A 25,651-nucleotide genomic window follows, 5' to 3' on the forward strand; every position below is an offset into this window, starting at 1 on the left:
CTCGTATCGATGATAATCGGCGACCAAGACACTTCACCATTGCCAAAACAGGAATAACCGTGGACCGTCTGCAAGCCATGAGCGTGTTCGCCGCCGTCTGCGACACCGGCGGCTTCGCCGCCGCCGCGCGCCGGCTGGGCCTGTCGCCGCCGGTGGTCACCCGCACCGTGGCCCAGTTGGAAACCCACCTCGGCGTACGCCTGCTCCAGCGCACCACCCGCTCGCTGCATCTCACCGACGCCGGCACCCGCTACCTGGACCAGGTCCGGCGGGTACTGGCCGAGGTCGACGCCGCCGAGGACATCGCCCGCGGCGAACAGGAGCGGCCGCGCGGACGGCTGGTGATCTCGGCGCCTTTGACCTTCGGCCGCATGCACATCGCCGCGCTGGTGCGGCGCTATCTGGCGGCCTATCCGGACGTGGTCGCCGAACTGCAGCTCAACGACCGCAACGTCAGCCTGATCGAAGAAGGCGTCGACATCGCGATCCGCCTGGGCGCGCTGAGCGATTCCAGCCTGGTCGCGCGTGCGCTGGGCAGCACCCGCCGGGTACTGGTCGCCAGCCCGGCCTACCTGGCCGAGCGCGGGCGCCCGGCGACGCCGGAGCAGATCGCCGGCCACGACACCATCGCCTTCGGTCCGGTCCACGCCAACGGCGATTGGCTGTTCGCCGACCCGCGCGATCCCGGCCGCGAACTGCGCATCGCCATCGCCCCGCGCCTGGCCACCAACAGCGCCGAGGCCGCGATCGACCACGCCCGCGAAAGCGGCGGCCTGATCCGCGCCCTGCACTACCAGGTCGCCGCGCATCTGGCCGCGGGCGAACTGGAAATCCTGTTGCCGCAGTTCGAACGCCCGCCCTCGCCGATCCACGCCGTCTATCCCAGCGCGCGGATGCTGCCGGCGCGAGTGCGGGCGTTCGTGGAACTGGCCCTGGCCGACGGGGTGCGCACGTACTGAAGCCGCGTTTTCGCGCCGCGCGGTTGCGCAAAAAGAAACAGCTTCGCCGCGCCGGCCGGTCTAGACTCGGCGCCTTCGCGCGCCGCATCGACGACCTCATCCGACGGTTCGGCCGACTCAAGGAACCTCAGCATGCAACGCCGCGATCTGCTCCGCCTGGCCGCCCTTTCGCCCTTGCTCGCCGCCGCCGGCCGGCTGCCCGCGGCCGATGCGCCGGCGCCGACCGACCTGATGCCGGCGTTCTGGCGCGCCTACGACGCCGGACGCGCGGTCGAGGACCGCGTGCAGGCGATCGCTCAGGCCTTCTTCGCCCCGAACGCCGAGCTCTACGCCGGCGCCGGACTCAAGCCCACGCCGGAACGGCTGGCCAGTTGGCTGCCGCAGTTCGACGCCATCGCCGAATCGGCGCGCCGCCTCAGCGCGGGCTTCGCCGGCCACTACCGGCGCCACGTCGAACACTTCCAGCGCGAATTCCCCGACTTCCGCCGCGAGCGGGCGCCGATCTACCTGATGCCCTCGCTGTTCAACTTCGACGGGCACCTGCGGCCGTGGCAGGGCAAGCTGCCGCTGTTCGTCGGCATCGACGGCATCGTCCGCTACCACGGCGACGACGCCAATCTGTCGGTGTTCCTCGACCACGAATCCTTCCACCTCTACCACGGCCAACGGGTGCCCGAACTGCTGATGGACGAGCAGCCGCCGGTCTACGGCTCGCTGTGGATCGAAGGCCTGGCCACCTACGTCAGCGAACGCCTCAACCCCGACGCCAGCCGAGTGCAGGTGCTGCTCGACGACCGCAAACTGGCGGCGGTCGACGACGCCGGCGTGCGCGACCTCGCCGGCAAGCTACTGGCCGTACTGGATTCGACCACGCCCGAGGACGCCAACCGCTTCTTCGGCGCCGGCCACAAAGGCCCCGAACCCGCTCGCGGCGGCTACCTGGTCGGCCTGCACGTCGCCCGCCGCCTCGGCCACGGCCGGTCGCTGGCCGAGCTGGCGCGGACTCCGCTGGCGCAGCTGCGCGGGTTGATCCAGCAGCAGTTGCAGGGATTGGCGCAGGGCCAGGCCTGAGCGATACGCGAGCGCGCGGCATCGCTCGATCCGAATCCTCGCTCTACGGCACCTCGCACGACCAGATCGAATCGGCCAGCCACAGGTTGGCGCGGGTGACGTGGCTGTAGACCTCGGCGATCGGCGTGCCGCCCTGGGCCTGGCATTGGCCGACGGCGTCGGCGCGGGCGTCTTCCAGGGCGAGGCCGGGGTCGTGGCTTTGGCCGTGGCCGCTGACATGGACCACGCCGGCCAGGGCCGTGCCCGATATCGACAACAGCAGCGCGGCGGTCGCAAGGGCGAGTCGCTTCATCGTGACGTCCTCGTGCGTGGGTGACCGGCCGCATTCGAGCATGAGCGCGGAAGACCGCCGTGAAGAACCGGTAAGCGCGGCGTAAATGCCGTCGCCGCGCAGCGCTGTGGGCGGCGCGGCGTTCGGGCAAGAAGGCGCGCGGTCGCTGGTTCCATCGCTTTGTCCGCATCGCTGGTCGCCAGCCGCCGCCTCGCGATCGTCCGTTCGTATCCGCCGCCGTCCGTTCGTGCGCGCCGGCATGGCATCGCGTCCGCGAAGCTGTCGGCCATCGCACCGACACCCGGAGACCGCAATGCTCGTGTACCGCTTCCTGCGCCCTGCCCTCGCCTTCGCGCTGTGCCCGGCACTGCTGGCGCTCGCCCATGCCGCCGGCGCCGCGCCGGCCGCCGCGCCCGTCGCCGGCAGCGAAATCGACCACGCCCTGGTCTGGGGCCGCAGCATCGACCAGATCAGCGCGGCGATGACGGTCAGGCTGGGTTTCCAGGTCCGGCCGGGACGGATCACCGGCGGCGTCGCCAATCGTTACGTGCGCTTCGGCGACCGCAGCTACATCGAGCTGTTCGGCATCGAAAGCGCCCAGCCCGAGTTCGACCCCGGCATGCAGGCCGACCAGTCCGCGCTGCGCGGCGGCGCCGGCTCGCACACCTTCGGCCTGCGCTCCGAGGCGCTCGAGGCGGCGCGCGATCTGCTGCGCCAACTAGGGCTGGCGGCCACGCCGCTGTTCACCGCCGCGGCCGACGACCCCGATGGCGACGGCCCCGGCCGGCCGCCGCGCTGGCGCCTGTTCGCGTTCGAAGCGCAGCCGTTGTCGAGCAACCTGTTCTTCATCGACTACGCCCGCCTCGCCGCGACGCCGGAGCGCGCACTCGACGGACGCATCGGCCCGCAACACCCCAACGGCGCCCAAGCCCTGAGCGGCCTGTGGCTGCTGTCGGCCGACGCCGAAGCCGACCGCAGGCAGTTCGAACGCATGGGCTTCGCCGGCCTGACGCCCATCCGCCTGGCGCAGATCGGCGCGCGCGGCTATTGCGTACCGGTCGGGCGCAAGCGTCTGCTGGCCCTGCAACCCGACGGCGACGGCGCCGCCGCCGACGCGCTGCGCGAGCGCGGCCCGCAGGTGCTGGGGCTCAGCATCGCGGTGGCCGATCTGCAGCAGGCGAAATGGCGGGTGGAGCGCGGCTACCAGACCCGGCTGACCGGCTATCGCGGCGCCTGGGGCGAGGCGTTCCTGGCCCCGACCCAGGGCGACCTCGGCCTGCTGGTCGAGTTCCACGCAGCGATGTCGACCGACACGCCCTGCGGCGCGGGTGGAGGCGTCCGCACAGCCAGGCCGGGCGGTCCTGGGCGCGAAACGCGCGGCGCTACAACCGCGATGCCGTCAGCTTGACGTCGGCATTGCGCCAGGCCGCATCGAAATCGCGCTGCGCGGCCTCGGCTTCGGCCTGTTTGCCCTGGGCGCGCAGGCTTTGCGCCAGTCCGAACAGCGACCAGCCGTTGCCGGGGTTGCGCAGCAATTCTTCGCGATACACCCGCTCGGCATCGGCGCCACGGCCGGCGTCCAGCAGCACCGCGCCTAGGGTCTGGCGCACCGGCGCATGCCAGCCCGGCGGTTCGTCGTAGGGGATCCGGTCCTCGATCGCGATCGCTTCGTTCAAAGCCGACACCGCCGCATCGCGCTCGCCGCGCGCGGCGGCCAGTTCGGCGGTGACCACGCGTTCGGCGATGCGCGAGGCGTGCGACAAGGGATAGCGATCCCACATCGTCAGCTTTTCCATCGCCGGATCGCCGGCCAACGGCCGCAGCGCGTCCAGGTGCCGTTGCGCATCGACCGCGCGCTGCTGCCGCACCGCCGCCATCGCCTGGGCGTAATGCCACATCGTGGTGACGTAGGGCAGGTCCGGTGCCGGATTGGGCGCGTTGACGATCTCGTCCCAGCGCCCGAAGCGCACCCGCTCGAACCAGGGCGTCATCCAGAAGTGCTGCAGCCCGGCGAAGCCTTCCTTGCGCATCAGCTCCGGCAGATTAGTGCGCTCGGCGGTGGTCCTGGCCGCGCTCCTGGCGAGCGCGCCGCTGCCTTCCATGCTGGCGGCGAACCAGAGGAAATGATGGTTGTGCGGCACGTAGCCCAGCGGGTACACGCCCTGGGTATAGCCGCGGCAGATCGCCAGATAGGCGTCGTCGGCCTCGATCGCGCGCTGGTTGGCGATCACCGCGTCGTGCCAGCGGCCGACCCGGGCGTAGATGTGCGCGGGCATGTGGACCAGATGGCCGGAACCGGGAATCAGTTCGCGCAACCGGTCGGCCGCCGCGGCGCCGCGTTCGGGCGCCGCCGAGGCTTCGACCGCATGCACGTACAGGTGCAGCGCGCCGGCATGGTCGGGGTTGCGCGCCATCACCGATTCCAGGGTCGAGACCACCTCGGCGGTGTTGCCCTTGGGCTGGCGGTTCTCGTCGTAGTAGTCCCAGGGCTGCAGGTCCATCAGCGCTTCGGCATGGAACACGGCCGCGTCCAGGTCGTCCGGGCGCTGCCGCACCAGTTCGCGGGTGGCTTCGGCATAGGCCTGATCGAGCGCGCGTCGGTCGGCCGGCGGATTCTGCGCATAGCGCGCCGACAGGGCCTGGATGAAGGCGCGCTCGCGTTCGCTGGCCTTGGGCGCCAGGGTCTTGGCGCGCTGCAGGCGGGTCCAGGCGTCGGCGTTGTCGTCCGGGTTCATCGCCGCGTTGACGTGCGGCCCCACCACCAGCGACGCGCCCCACCAGCACATCGCGCAGTCCGGGTCGAGTTCGGTGGCCTTGAGGAAAGACCGCTCGGCGGCGTCGTGATTGAAGCCGAAGGTCAGCATCAGCCCCTGGTCGAACCAACGCTGCACCTCCGGATTCTTGCTGGTGATCGCGAAGCGGTAGTCGCCCAACCCTTCGAGCAGATGCGCGCCGACCATCGCCAGCTCCGGCGGCGAGACCGCGCGCGTGGCGGACGCGTCGTCCTCGGGTGCCGGCTTGCGGCAGGACGACAACCCCAGCGCGGCGATCGCGCAGGACAAGGCGAGAATGCGCAGGACGGGTTTCATGGCCAGGCCTCGAACGGGCATGCGGCGGCGCGACGGTCGCGCGGCCGGCCCGGCGCCGCTGCGGCGCCGCCCCTGGCCGGAGCTTACGACCACCTTCGTCTGAACCGACGCGGGCCGGCCGAAGGCCGCCGTTGCCGGAGTCGATGGCATCCTACTCCCGCGCGCGGGGTGCGACGCGGTGCCGGCCAACGCCGCCCGACCGGCGGTCCGAGCCGGCGCGCGAACTGCACGCGGCGCAGGCGCTGTGCTACAAAAACGCATCATTCGGCGCAAAGGAACTTGCCATGGCCCGCTATCCCAGGATCGACCAGCCCTGCCCGCTCGATGCGCAGGCGCGCCGCCGGATCGACGGCCATTGCGGCCTGTGCGGCAAGACCGTCCACTGCCTGGACGGGCGCAGCGACACGGAGCGCGCGGCGCTGTTGCAGCAGGCCAGCGGTCCGGTCTGCGTCTCGTACCGGTTGGCGCTGGGTACGGCCCTGGCCCTGTCGTTGGCCGCGCCTGCGGCCGCCAGCCCGATCGACCGCGCCGCACCGGCGCCGCCCGCGCAGGCCGCATCGCTCGATCCGTCCAACACTGCGGCGTCGGCGCAGACGCCGGTGACGCAGCAGCCTCTGCTCGATCCCGGCCTCGACATGGTGTTCGTCGGCGGCATCAGCCGGCCCGACGAGGCCGAGTGGGTCGACGACGAGGCCGATCTGCCCGAACTGCCGATGCGGCGCGAACCGCCGCCGGGAAAATAAGCCGTCGCCGCGGCTCAGTCGGCGGCGGCGTCCTCGCCCAGTACGCCGACCGCATCCTCGATCCGCAAGCCGGCGATCGCCCGCATCGCCCCGCTCAGGCTGTCCGGACTGCCGTCGCCGACCGCCAGCGCCAGGTGGCCGGCGTCGAACTCGCCCAGGCCGGCGTCGTAGCTGACCCAGCGCTCGCCGTTCCAGGCCTGCACCCACATGTGCGGTCCGAATGCGTGCGCACGGCCGACGAAGCGGCTGCCGTAGGCCAGCCCGGCGACGACCCGGGCCGGGATGCCGCGCGCCCGCGCGGCCGCGGCCAGCAACAGCGCGTACTCGGTGCAATCGCCTTCGCGCCGGTCCAGCGCCTCGCGCGCGCTGCGGTAGCCGTAATACACCACCGGGCCCGACAGGCGCGCCTGCACCGCCGCGACCAGGCGGCGCATGCGCGCGTCCACGCTGCCGCCGCCGACCGCGCGGGCGAAACCGGCGATCGCCCGGTCCTCGCTTTGCAGCCACGGCGTCGGCGCGAGGTAGCGGCGCAGCGCTTCCGCGCCGGGTGCGGCTTCGCCGCCGCAGTCCCGGCACACGGTCAGCTCCAGCCCGTCGGGCGTGCGCGCGACGCGCTGCTCGCCGGTCTGCGGCCACGGCCAGCCCGAGGCATCGCCGCGTTCGCCGAGCCGATAGCGGATCGTGCCGCGACGCGCCGCCGCCGACAGCCGGTACGGCGACGGCACCAGCAAGGCCTGGATCTGCGCCTTGAGCTGGGCTTCGGACACGATGAGATCGGTCGCGCCGACCGCTCCGGTCCGGGCCAGACAGAGCGCCAGCAGCACCCACGACAGTCGATTCGATCGCATGCGCCACCGCAACGGAAAAAGCCAGGCCGCCATTACACCGCAAACCGCGCGGCTCGCGATCCGTGGCGGGAAGCGGCGCCTTCGCCGCATGCCGCGGCGGCGCAACCGTTCCCGGCCGCGCGCGCGCCGTCCGTCCACCGGCACCGGCGAAACTAGAACCCGCTCCGTTTTTTGGCCCGGGTTGGGGCTATGCTCGGCCGGTCCTCTGGGGAGCCGCCGATGGACCGGACCGAGCCCGTTCCCGCTCTGCCGCCGCGCGCGCAGACCGCGCGCGCCGATCCGCCCCCGGTATCGTGGCAGGACAGCCTGCGCACCAAGCTGATGCTCTGGTTCGGCCTGCTGGTCGGCGGGCTGCTGCTGATCGTGTTCGTGGTCGCCTTCCTGATCGCGCGCCAGCTGATCATCGCCAGCGCCCAGGACCGGACCCGCTACGAAGCCGCCCAGACCGCGGCGCGCCTGCGCGCGTCGATGGAGTCGGTGCGCATCACCGGCACCAGCATGATCGGCCTGTTCGACAACCTCGCCCTCGACCGCGCCTCGACCATCGCGGCGATGGAGGCCCTGCTGGACGCCGACGCCAGCGCGGTCGGCGGCCTGATCGCGCTGGAACCCGGCGTGCTGCCCGACGGCGCGCCGCTGGCCTACTACGTCGGCGCCGACCGCCGCGGCGTCGCCGACCGCGACCTGCTCGCGATCGGCTACGCCGCGCACCGGCAAGCCTGGTACCGGCGCACCCTGATGGCGGACAAGCCGTGGTGGTCGGAGCCGTATTTCAACGAAACCGCCGGCAGCCATTGGATGAGTACCCTCAACCTGCCGCTGCGCGCGCGCGACGGCCGGCGCCTGGGCATGGTCAGCCTGGACGTGCCGATCGCGCGCTGGTCGGAACTGGTCGAGCCGCTGCACCGCATCCACGGCCAGCGCCCGGCGCTGTTCGCGCCGGAGGGCACCATCGCCCTGCATGCCGATCCGAAGCTGCCGTTCAAGTTCACCCTGCAGCGCTACATCGCCCAGGCCGGGCGCAGCGACCTGGTCGGCATGGCCGCCGCGCTGGCGCAACGGCAGCGGTTCGAGTTCACCCACACGCTGCCGGCGACCCGGGAAACCCGCTACTCGGTGCTCGAACCGATCGGCGATACCGGCTGGGGCCTGCAGGTGTCGATGTCGCACCGGCCGCTGTTGGCCGCGCTCAAGCGCACCATCGTGCAACTGGCGGCGGTGGTGTCGCTGGCCTTGCTGCTGTGCACCCTGCTGGTGCGGCGGATGGCGGCGCGCATCACCACCCCGCTCAGCGACCTCACCGGCTCGGCCAGCCATTTCGCCGCCGGCGAGTTCGACTACCCTCTGGGCCAGACCGAGCGCCGCGACGAGGTCGGGGTGATGGCGCGCGCGTTCGACAACGCCCGCGGCTCGATCAAGCGGCAACTGGTCGAGATCCAGGACATGAGCACGGCCCGGCAGAAACTCGAAAGCGAGCTCGACATCGCCCGCGAGATCCAGCTGGCGATGCTGCCCGGCGCGCGCGTGCTCGGCGACGACGCCTGGCGCCTGCAGGCCAATGCGCGGCTGGAGCCGGCCAAGGCGGTCGGCGGCGATTTCTACAGTTTCTTCGAGCGCGACCACCACACCCTGTGGTTCGCGATCGGCGACGTCTCCGACAAGGGCGTGCCGGCGGCCTTGTTCATGGCCCGCACCATGACCGTGCTGGAAATCGCCGCCGGCCTGGGCGATTCGCCCGAGATCGCGCTGAAGGAAGCCGCGCACCGCCTGCTGGAAGGCAACGACACCTGCATGTTCGCCACCGTGCTGTGCGGCCTGATCGACGCGCGCAGCGGCGAGTTCGCCCTGGCCAGCGCCGGCCACGAGCCGCCGGTGCTGCTCTGCGCCGACGGCAGCGTGCAGTTCATCGAGCTGCCGTCCGGGCCGCCGCTGGGCATCGACGAGGCCGAACATTACCCGGTCTGGCGCGGCCGCTTGCGCAACGGCGATGCGCTGGTGGCCTACACCGACGGCGTCACCGAGGCCTTCGATGCCGATCAACGCCCGTTCGGCGGCGAGCGGCTGCTGGCCTCGCTCAAAGGCGGCGCCGACCCCGGCTCGCTGTGCGGCGCCCTGGTCGCCGACGTGCACCGCTTCGCCGCCGGCGCGGCGCAGTCCGACGACATCACCGTGCTGTCGCTGCACTGGGCCGGCAGCGACGACGCCAGCCGCTCGCAGGACTGCGTGGCGCAGTTCTTCCGCGCGCCGCAACAGCGCGCGCGCCTGCCCGAGCTGTTCGACGCGGTGGGCCAGGCGCTGACCGACGCCGGCGTCGACCGCGAGCGCATCGACGACGTGCGCCTGATCAGCGAAGAGGTGATGTGCAATGCGATCGACCACGGCGCCCGCCCCGACGGCGAGCACGAAGTCACCCTCGAACTGGCGATCGAACGCGAACGCATCGCCCTGCACTTCCGCGACGACGGGCCGCCGTTCGATCCGCTGGCCCAACCCGCGCCCGATCTCGACGCGGACATCGACGAGCGCCCGCTCGGCGGCCTCGGCCTGCACCTGATCCGCTCCCTCGCCGACGAAGCCCGTTACGCCCGCGAGGAGCCCTACAACGTGCTGCACCTGGTGCTGTCACGACCCGATGCCGGCGGCTGAGGCCGGCCCCCGCCCCTGGAGCCCCGCATGGACCTGACCATCCGCATCGATCCGGCGACCCACAACAGCCACCGCGTCAGCCTCGCCGGCCGCCTGGACACCGCCAGCTACGCCGAACTCGACCGGCAACTGGCGCCGCTGCTCGGCGACCGGCCGTCGCTGGTGCTGGACCTGGCCGGACTGGAGTACATCAGCTCCGCCGGCATCCGCTCGATCTTCCGCGCGCGCAAGGCGCTGTCGGCGCGCGGCGGCAAGGTCGTGATCGTCAACCCGCAACCGCAGATCCAGAAAGTCTTCGATCTGGTCAAGGCGGTGCCGCTGAGCGAAATCTTCAGCAGCGTCGCCGAGGCCGACGCCTACCTGGATGCGATGCAGCGCAAGGTACTGGCGAAGGACGAGGACGACGACGACCTGGTCTGAAAGGCGGGCGACGCCGCGGCGCAGCGCCGGTTCGACTGCGGGTCGCCGGACGGTGCGTAGACAGCCGGGGTGGCGATGGAGATGGTGTGTCGCATCGGCTTGCGAGGGTGAAGCAAATCCCCCCTTCCCCCCTTTGCAAAGGGGGGAAAAGCAAAAGCGATCGGCGGCGGCGGTGCCGGACGCAAGCGCCGCCTGCGCGGATCAATGCTTGCGGTCTTTCGGCGGATGCGGGTCGTTGCCGTAGCTGTCGCTGTCCTGGATGCGCCCGTCGCGTCCGTGGGTAACGACCTCGACGTGGTCCTTGCGGCCCAAGGTGCGCGCGGCCGCCATCGCCTTGGCCTTGGTATCGTGCACCGAACTGGCGCGGTCGCTGCCTTCGCGCCGGACCGCCCAGCCGTCGTTGTGCGGCACGACGTGGATATCTTCCTTCTTCGACATGGCTACGCTCCCCCGGTAGGGCGGCGGCCCGCACCATGCAGGCGCCCGCATTCCAATGCCACGCAACGCTGCGCCACGGCCGGCCGACCGTCCGTCGGCGATCGCGTCGGCCGCGCCGCCGACCGATCGGGCGCCGGTTGAAGGCGCCGACCGCAGCGGTCCGATGGGAGCGGCCCGGCCGGTCGACCCCGAAGCGAAGCTCGCATGTCCTCCGACGGACGGCAGCGCGGCCAAGCTGCGGGCACTTGCATATCGTTTTTCGATAATTTATATATCGAATCACGATATCTCGGGAGGATATTGCCATGACCCGCTCGCCCAACACCCTGGTCCTGGCCCGCGTGGTGATCCGCGGGCTGCTCGTGCTCAACGCCCTCTATGCCTTCGCCATCGCCGCCCTGCTGATCGCGACCCTGGTCGAGCCGCAGTTCCTGTTCGACGCCCTCGGCGCCAGCTACGGCCACCTGCACAACGCCCTGCGCGCGGTGGTGCTGCTCGGCATCGTCGGCGCCTACCTGGTCCATCGGGTGCTGCGCGAACTGCTGGCCATCGTCGACACCGTGCGCGACGGCGACCCGTTCGCCGCCGGCAACAGCCGCCGCCTGCAGGCGATCGCCTGGTGGGTGCTGGCCGGCGAAGGCGTGCGCCTGCTGATCGCGACGGTGGTCTACGCCGCCGCCAAATCCTCGCCGGCGCTGAAGATGGACATCGACGTCGGCTTCTCGTTCGCGCCCTGGCTGGCGGTGCTGTTGCTGTTCGTGCTGGCGCGGGTGTTCGAACAAGGCGCGCGCATGCGCTCCGACCTGGACGGCACGGTGTAAGCATGGCCATCGTGATCCGGCTCGACGAAAAGCTGCACGAGCGGCGCATGACCCTGACCGAGCTGTCCGAGCGGGTCGACATCACCCTGGCCAACCTGTCGATCCTCAAGACCGGCAAGGCCAAGGCGATCCGCTTCTCGACCCTGGAGGCGATCTGCGCAGTGCTGGAATGCCAGCCGGGCGAGTTGATCGCCTACGACCCGACCCGGCCGGCAGAGCAGTGAGGAGGGGCTGCAACGAAGCTTGGCGGTGCAGCTCCCAGATCGTCATCCCGCGAATCAGGTTGGCAGGTTTCGCAGCGTGACTCCGACACCGTCATCCCAGCGAAAGCGGGGATCCAGGGCTTCATCGCGGCACAACCGCGAGATCTCCGCGCCCCGGCCAGGGCGCGCAGCGCCCTGGCCTGCATCGATGCGCGAACCCGGCCTCACCACACCTCGCAGCGCTGCTCCTGCGCCCGCACCATCGCATCCCCCGCCTTGCACTGGAACGCTTGCTGGAACGCCGGCAGGTTCGACAGCGGGCCGTTGACGCGGTACTTGGCGACCGGGTGCGGATCGCCCTGGATCATCGTGCGCTGGGTCTCCATGCGGGTCTCGTCGCCGCGGAACTGGCCCCAGGCGATGAAGAACTGCTGCTCCGGGGTGAAGCCGTCGAGGGTCGGTTCCGGTCCCTTGCCCTCGCGCGACTTCAGATACGCGCGATAGGCGATCTTGGCCCCGGCCAGGTCGCCGATCGATTCGCCCAGCACCAGCTTGCCGTTGTGGTGCACGCCGGGCTCGATGAAATAGCCCTCGAACTGGTCGACCACGCACTGGCCCTTGGCCGCGAACTGGCGGCCGTCGGCCGGCGTCCACCAGTTCTTCAACCGGCCCTGGGCGTCGAACTGCGCGCCCTGGTCGTCGAAGCCGTGGCTGATCTCGTGGCCGATCACCACCCCGATCGCGCCGTAGTTGACCGCGTCGGTCGCGTCCACGTCGAACGCCGGCGGCTGCAGGATCCCGGCCGGGAACACGATCTCGTTCTGCAGCGGGTTGTAGTAGGCGTTCGACGTCGGCGGGGTCATGCCCCAGCGGCTGCGGTCGGTCGGCTTGCCGACCTGGCTGCGGTTGTCGGCCACGTTCCAGCGCGAGGCGGCGACCACGTTGTCCCAGGCCGAGTCGCGGCTCACCGCGACGCCGTCGTAGGTCTTGAACTTGTCCGGATAGCCCAGCTTGGCGACGAAGGTCGAGCGCTTCTCCAGCGCCTTTTGCTTGGTCGCCGCGTCCATCCAGTCCAGCTCGCGGATGGTGTCGTCCATCGCCGCGAGAATGTTCTTGACCATCTCCTGCATGCGCGCCTTGGCCTGCGGCGGGAAATGCTTCTCCACGTACTTCTGCCCCAGCGCCTCGCCGAGCTGGCTGTCGGTGAGTTCGGCGCAGCGCTTCCAGCGCGGCTTGATCTGGGTGGTGCCGGTGAGGAACTTGCCGTTGAAGGCGAAGTTCTCCTCGACGAACGGGGTCGACAGCGAATCGGCCGCGGCATGCAGCAGCTGCCAGCGCAGATAAGCCTGCCACTGCGGCAGCGGCGTCTTGGCCAGTTCGCGGTCGAACTGCTGCAGGAACTTGGGCTGGGTCACGTTGACCGCGGCGCGCGGCATCTGCGCGGCGTCGAAATAGCCGCCCCAGTCGAAGTTCGGCGCCAGCTTGGGCAGGTCGTCGAAGCCGGTCGGGTTGTCCTGCAGCTTGGGATCGCGCAGCTGCACGTTGTCCAGCGACGCTTCGGCCAGACGCTTCTCGAACTCGAACACGCTCTGCGCATCGCGCCGGGCCTGTTCGGCCGGGGCGCCGGCCAGCTCGAACATCTTCGCCACGTGCAGCAGGTACTTGGCCCGCGCCTCGACGAAGCGCGGCTCGGTCTTGAAGTAGTAGTCGCGGTCCGGCAGCCCCAGGCCGCCGGCGTAGAGATGGGCGATGGTCTTGGACGGCTCGCGCAGGTCCTCGCCGGCGAACGCCCCGAACGGCACCGCGATGCCGGCCGCGTGCAGCTTGCCGATCTCGCGCTGCAGGCCGTCGCGGTCGCCGATCGCGCCGATCTTGTCCAGCCACGGCTGCAAGGGTTTGATCCCGAGCGCGTCGACCCGCGACTGATCCATGCAGGCGGCATAGAAATCGCCGGCCAACTGCCCCGCGCTTCCCTTGGGCCAATCGTTGCGCGCCGACAGCTCGGTCAGGATGTCGCGCACGCGCTCCTTGTTGACTTCGCCCGACTGCCAACGCCGGCTCCAGCGATCCATGTAATCCGGAATCGGGTTCTGCTGGCGCCAGGCGCCGTTGGCGTAATCGAAGAAATCGTCGCAAGCCTGGCCGTTGCGATTGATGTCGCCGGGCTGGATCCCGTGCAGGGCGCCGGCGGACGCGGTGGAAACGGCCAACAACGCGAGTAGCGGAACGCTGGACTTGACCACGGCACGACTCCTGTCGATGGGTTCGGCCACTATAGCCAGCGCCCCGCCGCGAACCCGTCCCAAAAGTCCCGGTTTCGCTTCTGCCCCTGTAGCAGCGGCGTAAGCCGCGACCCACCGCAGCGGTGTACGACAGCGCTGCAGCCGAAGTCAGGACATTCGGACGATAGCCTCCGTGCGGGTCGAAGGTCTGGGGCTTCGGACAAGACGCTTGCGTACATCGCTGCGGTGGGTCGCGGCTTACGCCGCTCCTACAGGGACCGGACTCGCCGCCATCCGATGCGGTATCGGTGCACTGCACAACGATTCGTCCGGCGCCGCGACCGTACACGCAACCCAACCGATCACCCTGCCACGCCCGCGTCTTTCGCAACGGCGCCGCGCCCCGCCGCGACACCTTCAAGCCGTGTGCGCGATCCCGTTTCGCGCAGCGCGACACCGCGCCCGGGCCGCATCGGCGAAAGCGTGATCCGACTCAAGTCAGGGCACACGGCCGGCTGACTAACCTCGCCGCCGGATCGCCGCTGAAGCCGTACGCCGATCCCGCACCGCACCGGCCGCGAAGCCCGGACGCGTAACGCTTCGCATGACGTCACCTCCCCATCCATCCAGGACCCACTCATGCGCTCTTCCGCTCCTACCGCGCCGGCCCGCCGGCTGCGCCTGTTGCCGCTGCTGCTTATCGCCGCCCTGCCCGCCGCCGCTTCGGCCGCGCCGCCGGCCGATCCCGCCGCGCCGTCGGTGTTCGCCAAGCCGCTCAAGACCGCGCTCGGCCGCTACGATTCGCGCGAGGTCATCGAGGTCAAGTTCGTCCGCGACAGCCAGGTCAGCCTGCAGGGCGGGCGCCCGACCTCGGCCAAGTACGGCCGCCTGACCGCGCTGGAAAGCCTGACCGGCGGCGCCGGCCCGGTGGCGACGATGGAACCGTTGTTCCGCGCCGATCCGGCGACCCTGGCCGGCCTGGCCAAGAGCGCGCAGCCGCAGGCCGGCAACGCCCAGCCCGACCTCAGCCAGTGGTTCCGCCTGCAGCTGCGCCCGGGCCAGGACATCCGGCGGGTGATCGACGAACTCAACGCGATGGGCATCGTCGAGATCGCCTACCCCGCACCGCTGCCGGTGCCGCTGCCGGCCTCGCCGGCCTACGACGGCAACCAGCACTACAAGCTGCCCGCCGCGCAGAGCGGCATCGACAGCGACTACGCCCGCACCCTGCCCGGCGGCAACGGCGCCGGCGTGCGCGTGCTCGACATCGAGTACAGCTGGAACGTCAACCACGAGGACCTGTCCAAGCTGCGCCTGGCCGGCGCGCAGGTGCGCAACGGCACCCCGCGCGATCCGTTCAACGACAACAACCACGGTACCGCGGTGATGGGCGAACTGGTCGCCGACGCCAACGGCATCGGCGTCACCGGCCTGGTCAACGGCGCCAGCGCGCACTACACCAACGCGATGAACACCGAGCGCGGCTACGACCTGGCCAACGCCATCCTCACCGCGGCCAACTTCCTGCGCGCCGGCGACGTGATGCTGCTCGAACAGCAGGCCGCCGGCCCCAGCGGCTGCAGCAACTACGTGCCGGTGGAATGGACGCCGTCGGTGTACGACGCGATCGTGGTGGCCACCAACAAAGGCGTGCACGTGGTCCAGGCCGGCGGCAACGGCAACATGAACCTCGACAACACCGCCTGCTTCGGCTCGCCGTTCCCGCGCAGCCGCCCGGACTCGGGCTCGATCATCGTCGGCGCCGGCGGCCCGCGTTCCAACGCCTGGTGCAGCGACAGCGTCGCCGAGCGCGCCAAGCAGCCGTTCTCGACCTACGGCCGCCGCGTCAACGTCCAGGCCTGGGGCCGCTGCGTCACCACCGCCGGCTACGGCAACCTGTACAACGGCGGCGCCAACGCCTACTACACCAAGACCTTCTCCGGCACCTCCAGCGCCTCGCCGATCGTCGCCTCGGCGGTGGTCGCGCTGTCGGGCATCGCCAAGCAGCGCGGCATCACCCTGACCCCGCGGCAGATGCGCGACCTGCTGATCAGTACCGGCACCCCGCAGACCGGCAGCGGCGGCCAGATCGGCCCGCTGCCCGACCTGCGTGCCGCGATCTCGCGCGTCAGGGCCATGCCCTGATCGCACCGCCCAGCGCCCCGCTCACGCGGGGCGCTGGCCCCCTTGTAGGAGCGGCGTGAGCCGCGACCACGAAACGCGCAGAGCAACCAACGCCCACCGCCGCGATCAGAAACCACGCCGTACCGCGTGTAGGAGCGGTGTGAGCCGCGACCGCGGAGCTTCCGTCTCGCGCCGAACCTCTCCTGCCAGCCCACGGCCCGATCCGCTCGCCCCACCGCCGACAACGCTTCATCGCGTTTCGTCTTCCGCATCGATCGCAGATGGCTACGGCGCACCCCCCAAGCCGCGCGGTCGCGACTCGTGACCGAAGGAAATCCCCGTGGGACCTCGCTCCTACCGCGCAGGCCGCCACGCATTCACGATCTTTATCCAGGCGCCGCCGAACCCGGCACGCGAAATAAGCATCGCGTCGCACTTCCAAGGTAGGGACGCCGTCGCATCGCCCCGTTCCATTCATTGCGGCCCACCTGAGCGCCCCACCGGCGCATCCCCGACTAACCGGCCCGGCCGCATCGCTGTCCGCATCCCTTCTCTGCCCTAGGAGCTTTTGGATATGCGCAAGATCAGTAAGTCGGTTCTCGCTGCAACGGCGGTCATGATGGTGTCCGGCGCGGCCTTCGCCGCCGACGAGCTCGCCCCCGCCCTGAAGACGGCCCTGCAGCGCGACCTCGGCCTGTCCGGCCAGCAGCTCGCCCAGTACCTCAAGGCCGAACGCCTGGCCGCGCAGCAGGAGAAGGCGCTGGCCAAGCAACTGGGCCGCCACTACGCCGGCGCCTGGCTCGAGCGCAAGGCCGACGGCTCCTTCGCCTTCGTCGCCGCCAGCACCTCGATCAAGGCCGCCAAGGCCGCGGCCGGCGTGGAAACCCGCCAAGCCCGCCACAGCCTGGCCGCGCTCGACCGCGCCAAGGCCCAGCTCGACAGTCAGCTGGCGCGCAATGGCAAGGCGCCCAAGGGCGTGTACAGCTGGGCGGTCGACCTGCCCAGCAACAGCGTGATCGTCGGCGTCGCCCCGGGCGCGGAAGACGCCGCGGTCGACTTCGTCGCCCGCAGCGGCCTGGACAGCAATACCGTGCGCTTCGAAACCCTGGCCGAGGCGCCGCAGCGCCGTATCGCCATCCAGGGCGGCCGCGGCTACCTGCGCGATCCGGGCGACGGCTACGTCTACGCCTGCTCGGTCGGCTTCTCGGTCACCAAGGGCAGCAGCAACGGCTTCGCCACCGCCGGCCACTGCGGCGACACCGGCGAAGTGGTCTATCACGAAGTCTCGCAGTGGACCCCGGGCGTGCGCCTGGGTTCGTTCGCCGCCTCGACCATGCCCGACGACAACGAAACCGGCCCGGACCGCGGCTGGGTCCAGGTCGACAGCACCCACACCCTGTCGGCCAGCGTGTACGGCTACGGCAACGGCGACGTCAACGTGGTCGGCAGCACCGAGGCCGCGGTCGGCGCCGCGCTGTGCCGTTCCGGCCGCACCAGCAGCTGGCGTTGCGGCGCCATCCGCAGCAAGAACGTCACCGTGTCCTATGTCGACGACGCCGGCAATCCCGACGGCACCGTCACCGGCCTGACCCAGACCACCGCCTGCTCCGAAGGCGGCGACTCCGGCGGTTCGTTCATCACCGGCGCCGGCCAGGCCCAGGGCGTGCTCTCCGGCGGCAGCGGCAGCTGCAAGGGCCGCCAGGGCCGCACCGGCGGCGGCAACAGCTATTACAGCCCGATCAACCCGATCCTGAGCGCCTACTCGCTGACCTTGAAGACCACGCCGTAAGCCCTCGCGACCGTAGCGGCAAACCGAGCGCCCCGGCCATCCGGGGCGCTTTTCCGCGCTTGTAGGAGCGGCGTCCCACGGGATTTCCTTCGGTCATGAGCCGCGACAGGGAACGCGCAGAAACCCCGATTCCCGGCGCCGCCATTAGAAACCGCCCTCTGCCGTCGCGGTCGCGACTTGTGACCGGAGCAAATCCCCGTGGGACGCCGCTCCTACCCTTGTGAGCGTTGGTTGCAGGGGATAACGACGCGAACCCGCAACTGCGCGGTCGCGGCTTATGACCGAAGGAAATCCCCGTGGGACGCCGCTCTTACAAGGGCGGCGGCGACGGCCGCCGCCCCGGGCTGGCATTACGGCTCGATCGTGATCGACGGCGCCCCGCCCTCGCCGCCCGCCTTCGCCGCACCGGCCAGCGTCGTCGCGGTGCAGGTGCTGGTGTGCTGGATCGCGTTGGTCGCCACGCCGTCGGCGCCGATCAGGGTCGTGCTCCAGACGAAGGTCGAGGTCGGGGTCGAACCGCTGGTGTTGCATTTGTAGTTGAAAGTCAGCGGCGAAGCGCTGCTGGTGTTGTAAGTGCCGTTGTAATCGCTGCAGGTCCAGCCCGAGGCGCAGCTGACGATCTTGGTCTTGCGCTGCACCGGAAACTTCGGCACGCCCTGGAAGAACACCTGGGCCTGGAAGCTGACGTTGTGCGGCCCGGACACGTTGGGGATGCTGGTCAGGGCGAACTTCTCCTTCAGCAGGGTCACCCCGATCGCGGAGAAGTGATCCACCGGCATGAAGTACAGGTCGTTGTGGGTCGGCGTGCCGGTGCCGCCGCGACCGTGGACCAGGCCGTAGGCGGTGTTGGTGCCGAACACCGGCCCGACGCTGTCGCCGGCGGCCGTCATCACCTGGTTGCTGGCGTTGTGCACCCGGATGTAGGTGCCGACCGAGCCGGCGTACATCGCCTGCGCGTTCTTGTCCGCCACCTCGCCGCAGGTGTAATTGGTGGTGACGCCCATCTTGCACACCGTCGTGCCCAGCGGCAGATTGGCCGCGGTGGTCTCGCTGGTGATGTCCATCGTCGCCTGCGGCCCGCCGACCAGCTTGATCCGGTTGCTCTGCTCCTGCGCCGTACCGCCCGACTGCTTGTTCCACTGCAGGTCCAGCGAACCGCCGTTCTGCTCGCTCTGAAAGGTCAGGGTGACGTTCGGGCTGCCGATGTAGGTCAGCGCGTTGTCGCAATGCCCCGCCGTGATCACCCCCAGCTCGCGCGCCGCGTTGAACACGTTGAAGCCGGTGGTGCAGCGCTGGGTGCTGCCGTCGACCTGATTGCCGCCGACGATCGCCGTCGGCGTCATCAACCCCGGCACCTTCTTCACCTTGATGTAATCCGCCACCGCCATCAGCCCCGACAAGCGCTTGGCCGCAGCGGCGGTGTCGAGCACGAACAGGTTGATCTGCGACGTCTTGACGTCCACCCCCGACTCGAACGCCACCCCCGACGAACTCAACTGCGCCGCCAGTTCCTCCTGCGCCCCGCGCAGCAGCTCCAACGGCCGCGGCGCCAGCTGCGCCACGAACACCGGGTCCTTCGTATAGCGCGCCAACAAAGCCTTCGGCGTCTTGGTGAACCGCACCACCACCCGATACGCCGGCTGGTGCTCGATATACAGCCCGGCGAACGACTCCGGCAGCTCCCGCTGCAAGCGCTGCTCCAACTGCGCGATCGCCGGCACCCGCGCCATCCGGCGCTGCGCCTCCGACACCGGCACGCGATAGGTCTGCGCATACGACACCGCGATCGGGTCGCCCCCGGCCGGCTGCGCCTGCAGCCCCAGCGAACACAACAGACCGGCCGCCAACGCGGCCGGGACGAAACGCAGAGAACGACGAGATCCAAAATCCATGAGGCAACGCTCCTTGGGTCGAGACAGGCGGACACCTGTCGTCCGACTTATAGCGGTCGCTGCGAATGCGCATGCGCGCGGACCTGTCAGAACTGACACGGCGATTGGGCGCCGATGGATCGAAACGGAACGGGTGTTCCGGTTTGGCCTAGTCCGATGGTTTTCTCGCTGCAACCGTTTGGCGACCCCGGTGGCTTGAGCGAATGACCATTAGCGGCTGCATCGAACAGCAACAGCGCAACTGCCGGTTGCTCTTGCAAGGCAGCGGTCGTTCCGCAACCCTGGGCTTGTCATTGCGGATGCCGCTCATGCCCGGATTCATCGCCAAAACCCACGCCGGCTCAAGCGCGCTCGGCTGGGCGATCCTATACCTGGGCCTGGCCGCCTGCGGCTCGCCCTCCGGCGTATCCGCGACCGCGCCGCAGGCCACACGGTCTGAACAGCCCGCACCGCCGCCCCGCTCCGAGCCTCGCCCGATGAACGACACGTCTAAAGCACCGGCCTCAGCGCCCAAGCTGAGCAGCGCCGCGTTGCACGAGAAAATCCTCGCCCTGATCCAAGGCGTCCAGGGCCCGGACGATCTGAGCAAGGCTCGGGTCGAAGCGCTGACCCACCTCTCACTGGGCCCCTCCGAAGTCGACGGCACCTGGTCGGCTCGGGGTGTCCTCGACTCCGGCTCGGCGTATTCGTTCGACTTCAGCCGATATGCCGACGACAAAGAGGTGCAGGTCTACCTGCCAGACGAGAAGCGCTACGACCCGCAGCGCCGCCATACCTGCGCGTTGCCCCTGGCCGGCCTGCAGGACCAGCTGAAAGCCATGGGCTACCGGGACAGCGAATTCCCAGGGCCGCACGGGTTGCCGCAAGCCTGGCAGTACTGGAAAGGCCGGCAGTCGTTATTGGTGGACTACACCTACCACGACACGCCTGCAGGCGGTCAGGCCGCCTGCGTTCATGCCATCACGATCGAGATGATTGTTGCCAAACAGGTCCCACTCTCCCCACCTGAGCTTCCGGCTCGGCAAGTGGAGTCGATCATCTTCGGCTTGATCGACGGGGTCCGCACCAAGGCCGACCTCACCGAGCCACGCATCGAAGAGTTGACCGGACTGATCCTGCATCGCCTGGACAGCCGTGATGCGTCCTACGCCAAGGGAACGACTGCCGAGGGGTGGCGATTCTCCATCGGCATCGAGCGATTCGCGGCCGACGACGTCAGGCTGGAGATTGGGGCGATTCCAATGAAGCAAAGCGAAGGAACCGGCGCCGCTGCTTGCACGCTGGCTTTCGAAACGTTGCATCGCAAACTAGACGCAAACTAGACGCCGCCGATTTCCGCAGCGACAAATCGACCGGAGTGCACGGCAAAGCCTCGAACTGGCGTTTCTCCAGGAACGGGCAAGTGGTCCACGTGGACCTTTACCCGACCGAGCCGCTCGACCGCGGCGGCATCGAGTGCATCGATCACATCTCGGTCGTGATCGACAGAGCTGTCAACTGATCCGATAGGCCCCAGCAACTACGCAACTCCCAGTTGCTCTTGCAACCCGACGCCAGTTCCATGACCTTAGCGGCATCTTTTCGGAACCGGTCCATGCTCCGACTCATCGCCCAGATCCATTTCTACACACGCATACTCGGTTGCGAGATCTTGTGCTTGGGCCTCTTCGCCGGTGGCTCCCCAGCGGAGGTCTCGGCCACCGCACCGCAGCCCGATCGACCCGATCAACCGGCATCGCATTCCAGCTCCAAGGCTCAGCCTGTGAAAGACACACTTAATACGTCGGCCTCAGCGCCAAAGCTGAGCAGCGCAGAGTTCGAAGAAAAGTTGTTAGCCTTGATCCATGGCACCCAAGCCACAGACGACCTGAGCAAAGCACGGGTGGAGGAACTGACGCATTTCCCATTGGGCGCTTCCGAAGTCGAAGGCACCTGGTCGACGCAGGGAAGCCTGGACTCCGGCTCGGCGTATTCATTCTATTTCAGCCAGTACACCAGCGATGACAAACGGGTTGGGATCCGCCTTCCGGATGAAAAACAATACGACCCGCAACGGCTCCGGCCATGTGCGCTAGCCCTTGCTGGTCTGCACGACAAGCTGAACGCCATGGGCTACCAATACAGTGAGCTCCCCGGGCCGCATAACAGACCGCAAGCCTGGCACTACTGGAAAGGCAGGCAATCTCTATTGGTGGATTACACCCCCAGCAGCTCCCCCGAAAGCGATCAGACCGCCTGCGTGCATGCCGTCACGATCGAGATGATTATTGAGAACTGACCTATTTGCAGCTTTCGGGACCAAGCCCCTGTTCGTCCGAGTCTCGCCGAAGGACCAATCCAACAAAGAGAGATGACGTGAATCTCAACTACCTGACCGCAGCAGCCACCATTGCGTTACTGAGCTTGGCAGGCTGCCAGAAGGGAACCGCCGCTGTTGACAGTCCGGCCAGCTCGACGCCTGGCACTGAACGTGTTGCACGCGCCCAGTCCAGCGACATGCTCGCCAGCGCCGAGCTGTTCGTGAGCGACCAAGGCCGCGATTGGACGGCGTATAGAGCCTTACCCCAAATCAAATGGATCGACCCTTCGCCCAAAGAGTACGCCTCCGGCCGCTACTCACAACAAGGAAAAATTTTGCTGCTCGGGTTCCCGGTCAAAGAGGTGCCGAACGGCAGGCCTGGATCCGATTACGCGACCACGAAAAGAAACGAAGGCGAGTCGACCCTATCCATCAACGGGTCGCAGGCTGCCGTCGAGTCCATCTCGATCAGCAAGCCCTTCTATTCGGACGATTACCTCGACGTCCTCAAGAAACAGTTCGGCGCCGCGGCTGAAGTCTCCACGATCGCCGATGAATGCGCCCCGGGAGAGGCTGAAGAGGGCGCAGGAAATGGCGCGTTCTTCGCTGTCTCAATCGCGGGGCGGGACAAGATTTATGTGCAGGCGAGTCAGCAAGACGGCGGCAAATACACCGCGGGCTTCACGGTATTCGACCTGACACGGACCCGACCGAGCGAGGTCATGGCCCAACTGAAGTGCAAGCAGCACCAGTGATCAACCATCAAGGAGCAGGAACATGGCAGGGACGCGTAGGCAAGAACGAGCCGTACTGACGGCCAATCAGTATGCTCAGGGCAATATCGAAGGGTTAAGCGACTATTCCACTCGGAGACTGGTGGCTTCAACCGTCTTGACCGAGAGCAATGGCGGCGACCTGAGCATCATCAACGGTGCGGGTTACGTCGGACGATATCAGGCGGGCGCTACCTGGCTGGCCGATGCGGGCTACGTCGACGCGGATAAGGTCAGAGCGGCGATGTCGGGGTATCGCAGAGAGTGGACCTGGGCCGAGTCGGGAGGCATGACCCGCTTCCTGGAAGATGCCTCCAACTGGAAAGACGGCTTGAGCCTCGACCAGTACAAAGCCTCCGCCGACTTGCAGGATCAAGCGTTCAAACGCAACAGCGACGCCGCTTATCGCACCGCCATGAGGCAGGGAGTGCTCGTTGAGGGTGACTCCGAGGAGCACATCGCGGGTTTCCTGAAAGCACGACATATCGCCGGATATGGCGGTGCCGTGAAAGTCGTCCAGGGCAAGCAGGCTGCGACGGACGACTACGGGACCAGCAGCTACGACTATTACAACGATATAGCGCTCAATCGCGACGGACTCGACCAACTTCTGATCATCGAAGAACGATTCAAAGGCATTCCCTACCAACTGCCTGTCGAGAATGAGCTGCGCCCGGGCGAAGCCAATCTTTCCGTAAAAGCGTTGCAGGAAAATCTGAAGCTGGTCGGCGCGGCCGATGCCGACGGCAGAGCGTTGCAAGCCGACGGAGACTATGGGAAGAGCACGCGAGAAGCTGTTTCCCTGTTCCAGGAGCGCAACAACCTCCCAGCTACCGGCACAGCCGACATTGCGACGCTAACGACATTACGCACGCACGCCGCGGCACTCTCAGCGACACCGGACTTCCAGCAGGTCGCCGAGCGCTTTCAACCACACGGCTATCGAAACGATTGGATGCAGCCGAACGACCAAGGCTTGCCGTCGTACTTACAGGCCCCTACCTCCACAGCCAGCGCTCGCCAACCACGCGATGCGATGGCCGACGGCAGCTTGAAAGTAGGCGAGCAAGGTCAGGAAGTCGCAAAGTTGCAGGAGAATCTGATCCAGCTCGGAATCAATGAGCGGATCAAACAGCCGATCACCGCGGATGGCGTTTTTGGCCCGGCCACTCAACGAGCAGTACAGGCCTTTCAACTTTGGCATGGCACTGAGCAGGTTAACGGTGTCGCAGATCGGCAAACGCTCGCAGCGATCCGCACCCAGGCCGGATTGGCTATCGTCCAACGAGCGGCGGACCAAGTCTCCGACCGTCCCGCCCGCGACTTCGCCGCGAACGTCAATCTTGGCAGGCGGATCGATCCCGAGTCGGCTGCCGATCGCTACGAGGCGAGCCGCGCACCCCATGCAGCCCCCCTTTCCCCAGCACCCGCCTCCGGCTCGCAGGCCCCTGCCCCGATCAGCCCGGCTTCATCGCCAGCACGCATCGACCCCACACTGACACCCTCACGGCTAGCCCCTGAGGATCAGGCCATGTTCGACAAGATCCGACAGAACGTGCCTGCGCAAGTGACTGACGAAAAAGTGGCGCAAGCGATGCTCCAAGCCAAGCAGAACGGCATTCCCGATGCTGGTCGCATCGGCCACATCGGGGTTGTAGATGGAACCCTGTGGGTCGCGAGTGTCGTACCGGGATTCCACGCGGGTGTATCCACGTCCGAGCCGGCACCGCCGATGCAGGACACCTTGCGTGCAAACCAATCCTTCAATCAAGAGCGCGACCCACAACACGCGCAAAATCTAGCCCAACGTTCGCAGGAAGACCCGAGCCGCGGCCCGAGACAGTAAGCCAGTATCCGAGTTGACCTAAAGCCCCCCCCGCAACGGGTCGTTCCAGGCGAGCGACTACTTTGGTTGCCATGGCCAGGAAGCCGAATCGCCCCCTCCATCCGCGGCAACTCAGGGCCGCGGAAGCGCCTAGCGCCGCATTGAACCGGACAGCAGGACCGAGCGGCCTTGGGCCGACGGCACCGCGGATAGTAGAGCCGAGGCGACCGCCGACGCGTCGATGGGTTTGTAGTTCGCCGGGATCAGGAGTCCCAGCACCTTGCCGAGTGCGGCCCCCACCTCGCCCTGCCGGGTCGGTTGTCCGAGCGCCTCGCGGTCGCCGACCAGCAACGATAGACGGGCGAAGACCATGCCCTCGAACGGCACCGCCGCCAAGGCGTCCTCCAGTTCTCCCTTCATCCGGCTGCAGAAAAACCTCGACTTGGAGTCGGCGCGCATCGCGCTGACTAGGCCGACCCGCTTGGCGCCCGCGGCCAAGGCCGCCGTCGCGACCGCCAGGTTGGCGTCGTAATCGACGGCACGAAACGCTGCCTGGCTGCCGGCGATCTTGATCGTCGTACCCAACGCGAGATGCACCACGTCCGCGTGTGGCAGATCAGGTAGTGCGGCGATCGACGACATACATCGTCAGCTTGGGATGCTGCTCCGCCGGCATTCTGCGGCCGAGGCTGTGCACCGCGGCGACGCTTGGATCGGCCAGCAGCCCGGCCAGAAGCTCCCTGCCCACCAGGCCGGTTGCGCCTGCGACGATGACGGTGCGGCTTGCCATAACGAACTCCCATCGAGCGAGCTGGGATTCTGCTCAGGTCTCGGACTGGCCATCCAGAGCGACGAGCTACTGCGGCCGACTCTGGGTAGAACGAACTACAGCTCGGATGGACTGACAGCTTCGGCTATGCGGTCCAAGTCGTCAGCTAAGCGATCAAAGCACTGGGCTAGCGCCTGTGCAGATAGATAGACCACATCGGGACCGCCCTCTCCGTGCGGCTCGGCCAGTTGGGCCAGCAGGCGCAATTGGTCGCGAGTCTGAGTCAGAGCTTGTTGTGCTGTAGCGGGCAGCAGGTAGCTGTGAGGCGTAGTGATAGGGGCGTGGCGTCCGTTTCGCATGAGCATCTCCCGAAGGTCATCGATCCATGACGGGAGTATTTTATTCTATTTTTGAATATTCTTAAAGAGGATACAGCATTCGTGCGGGCC

At 68.3% G+C, this 25,651-nt stretch carries 23 protein-coding genes; 14 read left to right on the forward strand and 9 right to left on the reverse strand.

Annotated features, from left to right (window positions below; translation table 11 throughout):
- Positions 1–59 precede the first annotated feature (59 nt).
- Both AC3A57_RS06765 and AC3A57_RS06770 read left to right on the forward strand, forming a co-directional pair.
- Positions 60–959, forward strand: coding sequence for a LysR family transcriptional regulator (locus AC3A57_RS06765; protein ID WP_487578189.1), 900 nt, complete (start codon positions 60–62; stop codon positions 957–959).
- Positions 960–1,091: 132 nt separating this feature from the next.
- Positions 1,092–2,030, forward strand: coding sequence for a hypothetical protein (locus AC3A57_RS06770; protein WP_487578190.1), 939 nt, complete (start codon positions 1,092–1,094; stop codon positions 2,028–2,030).
- A 43-nt stretch (positions 2,031–2,073) separates the two neighbouring features.
- On the opposite strand, the gene AC3A57_RS06775 is transcribed toward AC3A57_RS06770, so the two are convergent.
- On the reverse strand, positions 2,074–2,322 hold the full coding sequence (locus AC3A57_RS06775) for a hypothetical protein (RefSeq protein WP_487578191.1): 249 nt from the start codon (positions 2,320–2,322) through the stop codon (positions 2,074–2,076).
- A gap of 292 nt (positions 2,323–2,614) precedes the next feature.
- Between AC3A57_RS06775 and AC3A57_RS06780 the strand changes: the two genes are divergently transcribed.
- Positions 2,615–3,709 (forward strand): VOC family protein, encoded by a 1,095-nt coding sequence (locus tag AC3A57_RS06780; RefSeq protein WP_487578192.1) that lies wholly within the window; start codon positions 2,615–2,617, stop codon positions 3,707–3,709.
- On the opposite strand, the gene AC3A57_RS06785 is transcribed toward AC3A57_RS06780, so the two are convergent.
- Positions 3,684–5,390, reverse strand: a complete 1,707-nt coding sequence (locus AC3A57_RS06785) for a tetratricopeptide repeat protein (protein ID WP_487578193.1) — start codon at positions 5,388–5,390, stop codon at positions 3,684–3,686. The two genes, AC3A57_RS06780 and AC3A57_RS06785, sit on opposite strands and share 26 nt — an antisense overlap.
- Positions 5,391–5,533: 143 nt before the next feature.
- On the opposite strand from AC3A57_RS06785, the gene AC3A57_RS06790 reads away from it, so the two are divergent.
- Positions 5,534–6,133: a hypothetical protein gene (locus AC3A57_RS06790; RefSeq protein WP_487578194.1), complete on the forward strand. Its 600-nt coding sequence runs from the start codon at positions 5,534–5,536 to the stop codon at positions 6,131–6,133.
- Between the two features lie 14 nt (positions 6,134–6,147).
- Here the strand turns inward: AC3A57_RS06790 and AC3A57_RS06795 are convergent, their stop codons facing one another.
- A complete protein-coding gene (locus AC3A57_RS06795) occupies positions 6,148–6,981 on the reverse strand; it encodes a transglutaminase-like domain-containing protein (protein WP_487578195.1) in 834 nt (277 codons plus the stop codon).
- A gap of 219 nt (positions 6,982–7,200) precedes the next feature.
- Here AC3A57_RS06795 and AC3A57_RS06800 point away from each other — a divergent pair, with 219 nt between their 5' ends.
- Together AC3A57_RS06800 and AC3A57_RS06805 are read left to right on the forward strand one after the other, a co-directional pair.
- Positions 7,201–9,627: a SpoIIE family protein phosphatase gene (locus AC3A57_RS06800; protein ID WP_487578196.1), complete on the forward strand. Its 2,427-nt coding sequence runs from the start codon at positions 7,201–7,203 to the stop codon at positions 9,625–9,627.
- Positions 9,628–9,654: 27 nt separating this feature from the next.
- The gene (locus AC3A57_RS06805; protein WP_487578197.1) at positions 9,655–10,047 is read left to right on the forward strand and encodes an STAS domain-containing protein; all 393 of its coding nucleotides are present in this window, start codon (positions 9,655–9,657) and stop codon (positions 10,045–10,047) included.
- A 201-nt stretch (positions 10,048–10,248) separates the two neighbouring features.
- On the opposite strand, the gene AC3A57_RS06810 is transcribed toward AC3A57_RS06805, so the two are convergent.
- Entirely contained in the window at positions 10,249–10,485 is a 237-nt protein-coding gene (locus AC3A57_RS06810; RefSeq protein WP_487578198.1) for a DUF2188 domain-containing protein, read from the reverse strand.
- Between the two features lie 305 nt (positions 10,486–10,790).
- Here AC3A57_RS06810 and AC3A57_RS06815 point away from each other — a divergent pair, with 305 nt between their 5' ends.
- Together AC3A57_RS06815 and AC3A57_RS06820 are read left to right on the forward strand one after the other, a co-directional pair.
- Positions 10,791–11,306 (forward strand): DUF2975 domain-containing protein, encoded by a 516-nt coding sequence (locus AC3A57_RS06815; protein WP_487578199.1) that lies wholly within the window; start codon positions 10,791–10,793, stop codon positions 11,304–11,306.
- Between the two features lie 2 nt (positions 11,307–11,308).
- Complete coding sequence (locus AC3A57_RS06820; protein ID WP_487578200.1) at positions 11,309–11,530, forward strand: helix-turn-helix domain-containing protein; 222 nt, start codon at positions 11,309–11,311, stop codon at positions 11,528–11,530.
- A gap of 203 nt (positions 11,531–11,733) precedes the next feature.
- Here the strand turns inward: AC3A57_RS06820 and AC3A57_RS06825 are convergent, their stop codons facing one another.
- A complete protein-coding gene (locus tag AC3A57_RS06825; RefSeq protein ID WP_487578201.1) occupies positions 11,734–13,752 on the reverse strand; it encodes a M13 family metallopeptidase in 2,019 nt (672 codons plus the stop codon).
- Positions 13,753–14,370: 618 nt separating this feature from the next.
- On the opposite strand from AC3A57_RS06825, the gene AC3A57_RS06830 reads away from it, so the two are divergent.
- Positions 14,371–15,876 (forward strand): S8 family serine peptidase, encoded by a 1,506-nt coding sequence (locus tag AC3A57_RS06830; protein WP_487578202.1) that lies wholly within the window; start codon positions 14,371–14,373, stop codon positions 15,874–15,876.
- A gap of 553 nt (positions 15,877–16,429) precedes the next feature.
- The gene (locus AC3A57_RS06835; RefSeq protein ID WP_487578203.1) at positions 16,430–17,644 is read left to right on the forward strand and encodes an alpha-lytic protease prodomain-containing protein; all 1,215 of its coding nucleotides are present in this window, start codon (positions 16,430–16,432) and stop codon (positions 17,642–17,644) included.
- Positions 17,645–17,994: 350 nt separating this feature from the next.
- On the opposite strand, the gene AC3A57_RS06840 is transcribed toward AC3A57_RS06835, so the two are convergent.
- Positions 17,995–19,536 (reverse strand): S1 family peptidase, encoded by a 1,542-nt coding sequence (locus tag AC3A57_RS06840; protein WP_487578204.1) that lies wholly within the window; start codon positions 19,534–19,536, stop codon positions 17,995–17,997.
- A 203-nt stretch (positions 19,537–19,739) separates the two neighbouring features.
- On the opposite strand from AC3A57_RS06840, the gene AC3A57_RS06845 reads away from it, so the two are divergent.
- The 4 genes from AC3A57_RS06845 to AC3A57_RS06860 all read left to right on the forward strand — a co-directional run bounded on the left by AC3A57_RS06845 (position 19,740) and on the right by AC3A57_RS06860 (position 24,454).
- On the forward strand, positions 19,740–20,858 hold the full coding sequence (locus tag AC3A57_RS06845; RefSeq protein WP_487578205.1) for a hypothetical protein: 1,119 nt from the start codon (positions 19,740–19,742) through the stop codon (positions 20,856–20,858).
- Positions 20,859–21,130: 272 nt separating this feature from the next.
- A complete protein-coding gene (locus tag AC3A57_RS06850; protein WP_487578206.1) occupies positions 21,131–21,814 on the forward strand; it encodes a hypothetical protein in 684 nt (227 codons plus the stop codon).
- A 77-nt stretch (positions 21,815–21,891) separates the two neighbouring features.
- On the forward strand, positions 21,892–22,590 hold the full coding sequence (locus AC3A57_RS06855; RefSeq protein WP_487578207.1) for a hypothetical protein: 699 nt from the start codon (positions 21,892–21,894) through the stop codon (positions 22,588–22,590).
- A gap of 22 nt (positions 22,591–22,612) precedes the next feature.
- Positions 22,613–24,454 (forward strand): peptidoglycan-binding domain-containing protein, encoded by a 1,842-nt coding sequence (locus AC3A57_RS06860; protein ID WP_487578208.1) that lies wholly within the window; start codon positions 22,613–22,615, stop codon positions 24,452–24,454.
- Positions 24,455–24,583: 129 nt separating this feature from the next.
- Here AC3A57_RS06860 and AC3A57_RS06865 read toward each other — a convergent pair whose 3' ends face one another.
- The 3 genes from AC3A57_RS06865 to AC3A57_RS06875 form a co-directional block, all read right to left on the reverse strand.
- Positions 24,584–25,075 carry a Rossmann-fold NAD(P)-binding domain-containing protein gene (locus AC3A57_RS06865; RefSeq protein ID WP_487578209.1) on the reverse strand — a complete coding sequence of 164 codons (492 nt, stop codon included), beginning with the start codon at positions 25,073–25,075 and terminating at the stop codon, positions 24,584–24,586.
- A complete protein-coding gene (locus tag AC3A57_RS06870) occupies positions 25,050–25,223 on the reverse strand; it encodes a hypothetical protein (RefSeq protein ID WP_487578210.1) in 174 nt (57 codons plus the stop codon). The genes AC3A57_RS06865 and AC3A57_RS06870 overlap by 26 nt, the downstream gene beginning before the upstream one ends.
- 95 nt (positions 25,224–25,318) lie before the next feature.
- Positions 25,319–25,567 (reverse strand): XAC0095 family protein, encoded by a 249-nt coding sequence (locus AC3A57_RS06875; protein WP_487578211.1) that lies wholly within the window; start codon positions 25,565–25,567, stop codon positions 25,319–25,321.
- Between the last annotated feature and the right edge of the window lie 84 nt (positions 25,568–25,651).

The sequence above is a fragment of the Lysobacter sp. Soil_C_15 genome, assembly GCF_057657315.1.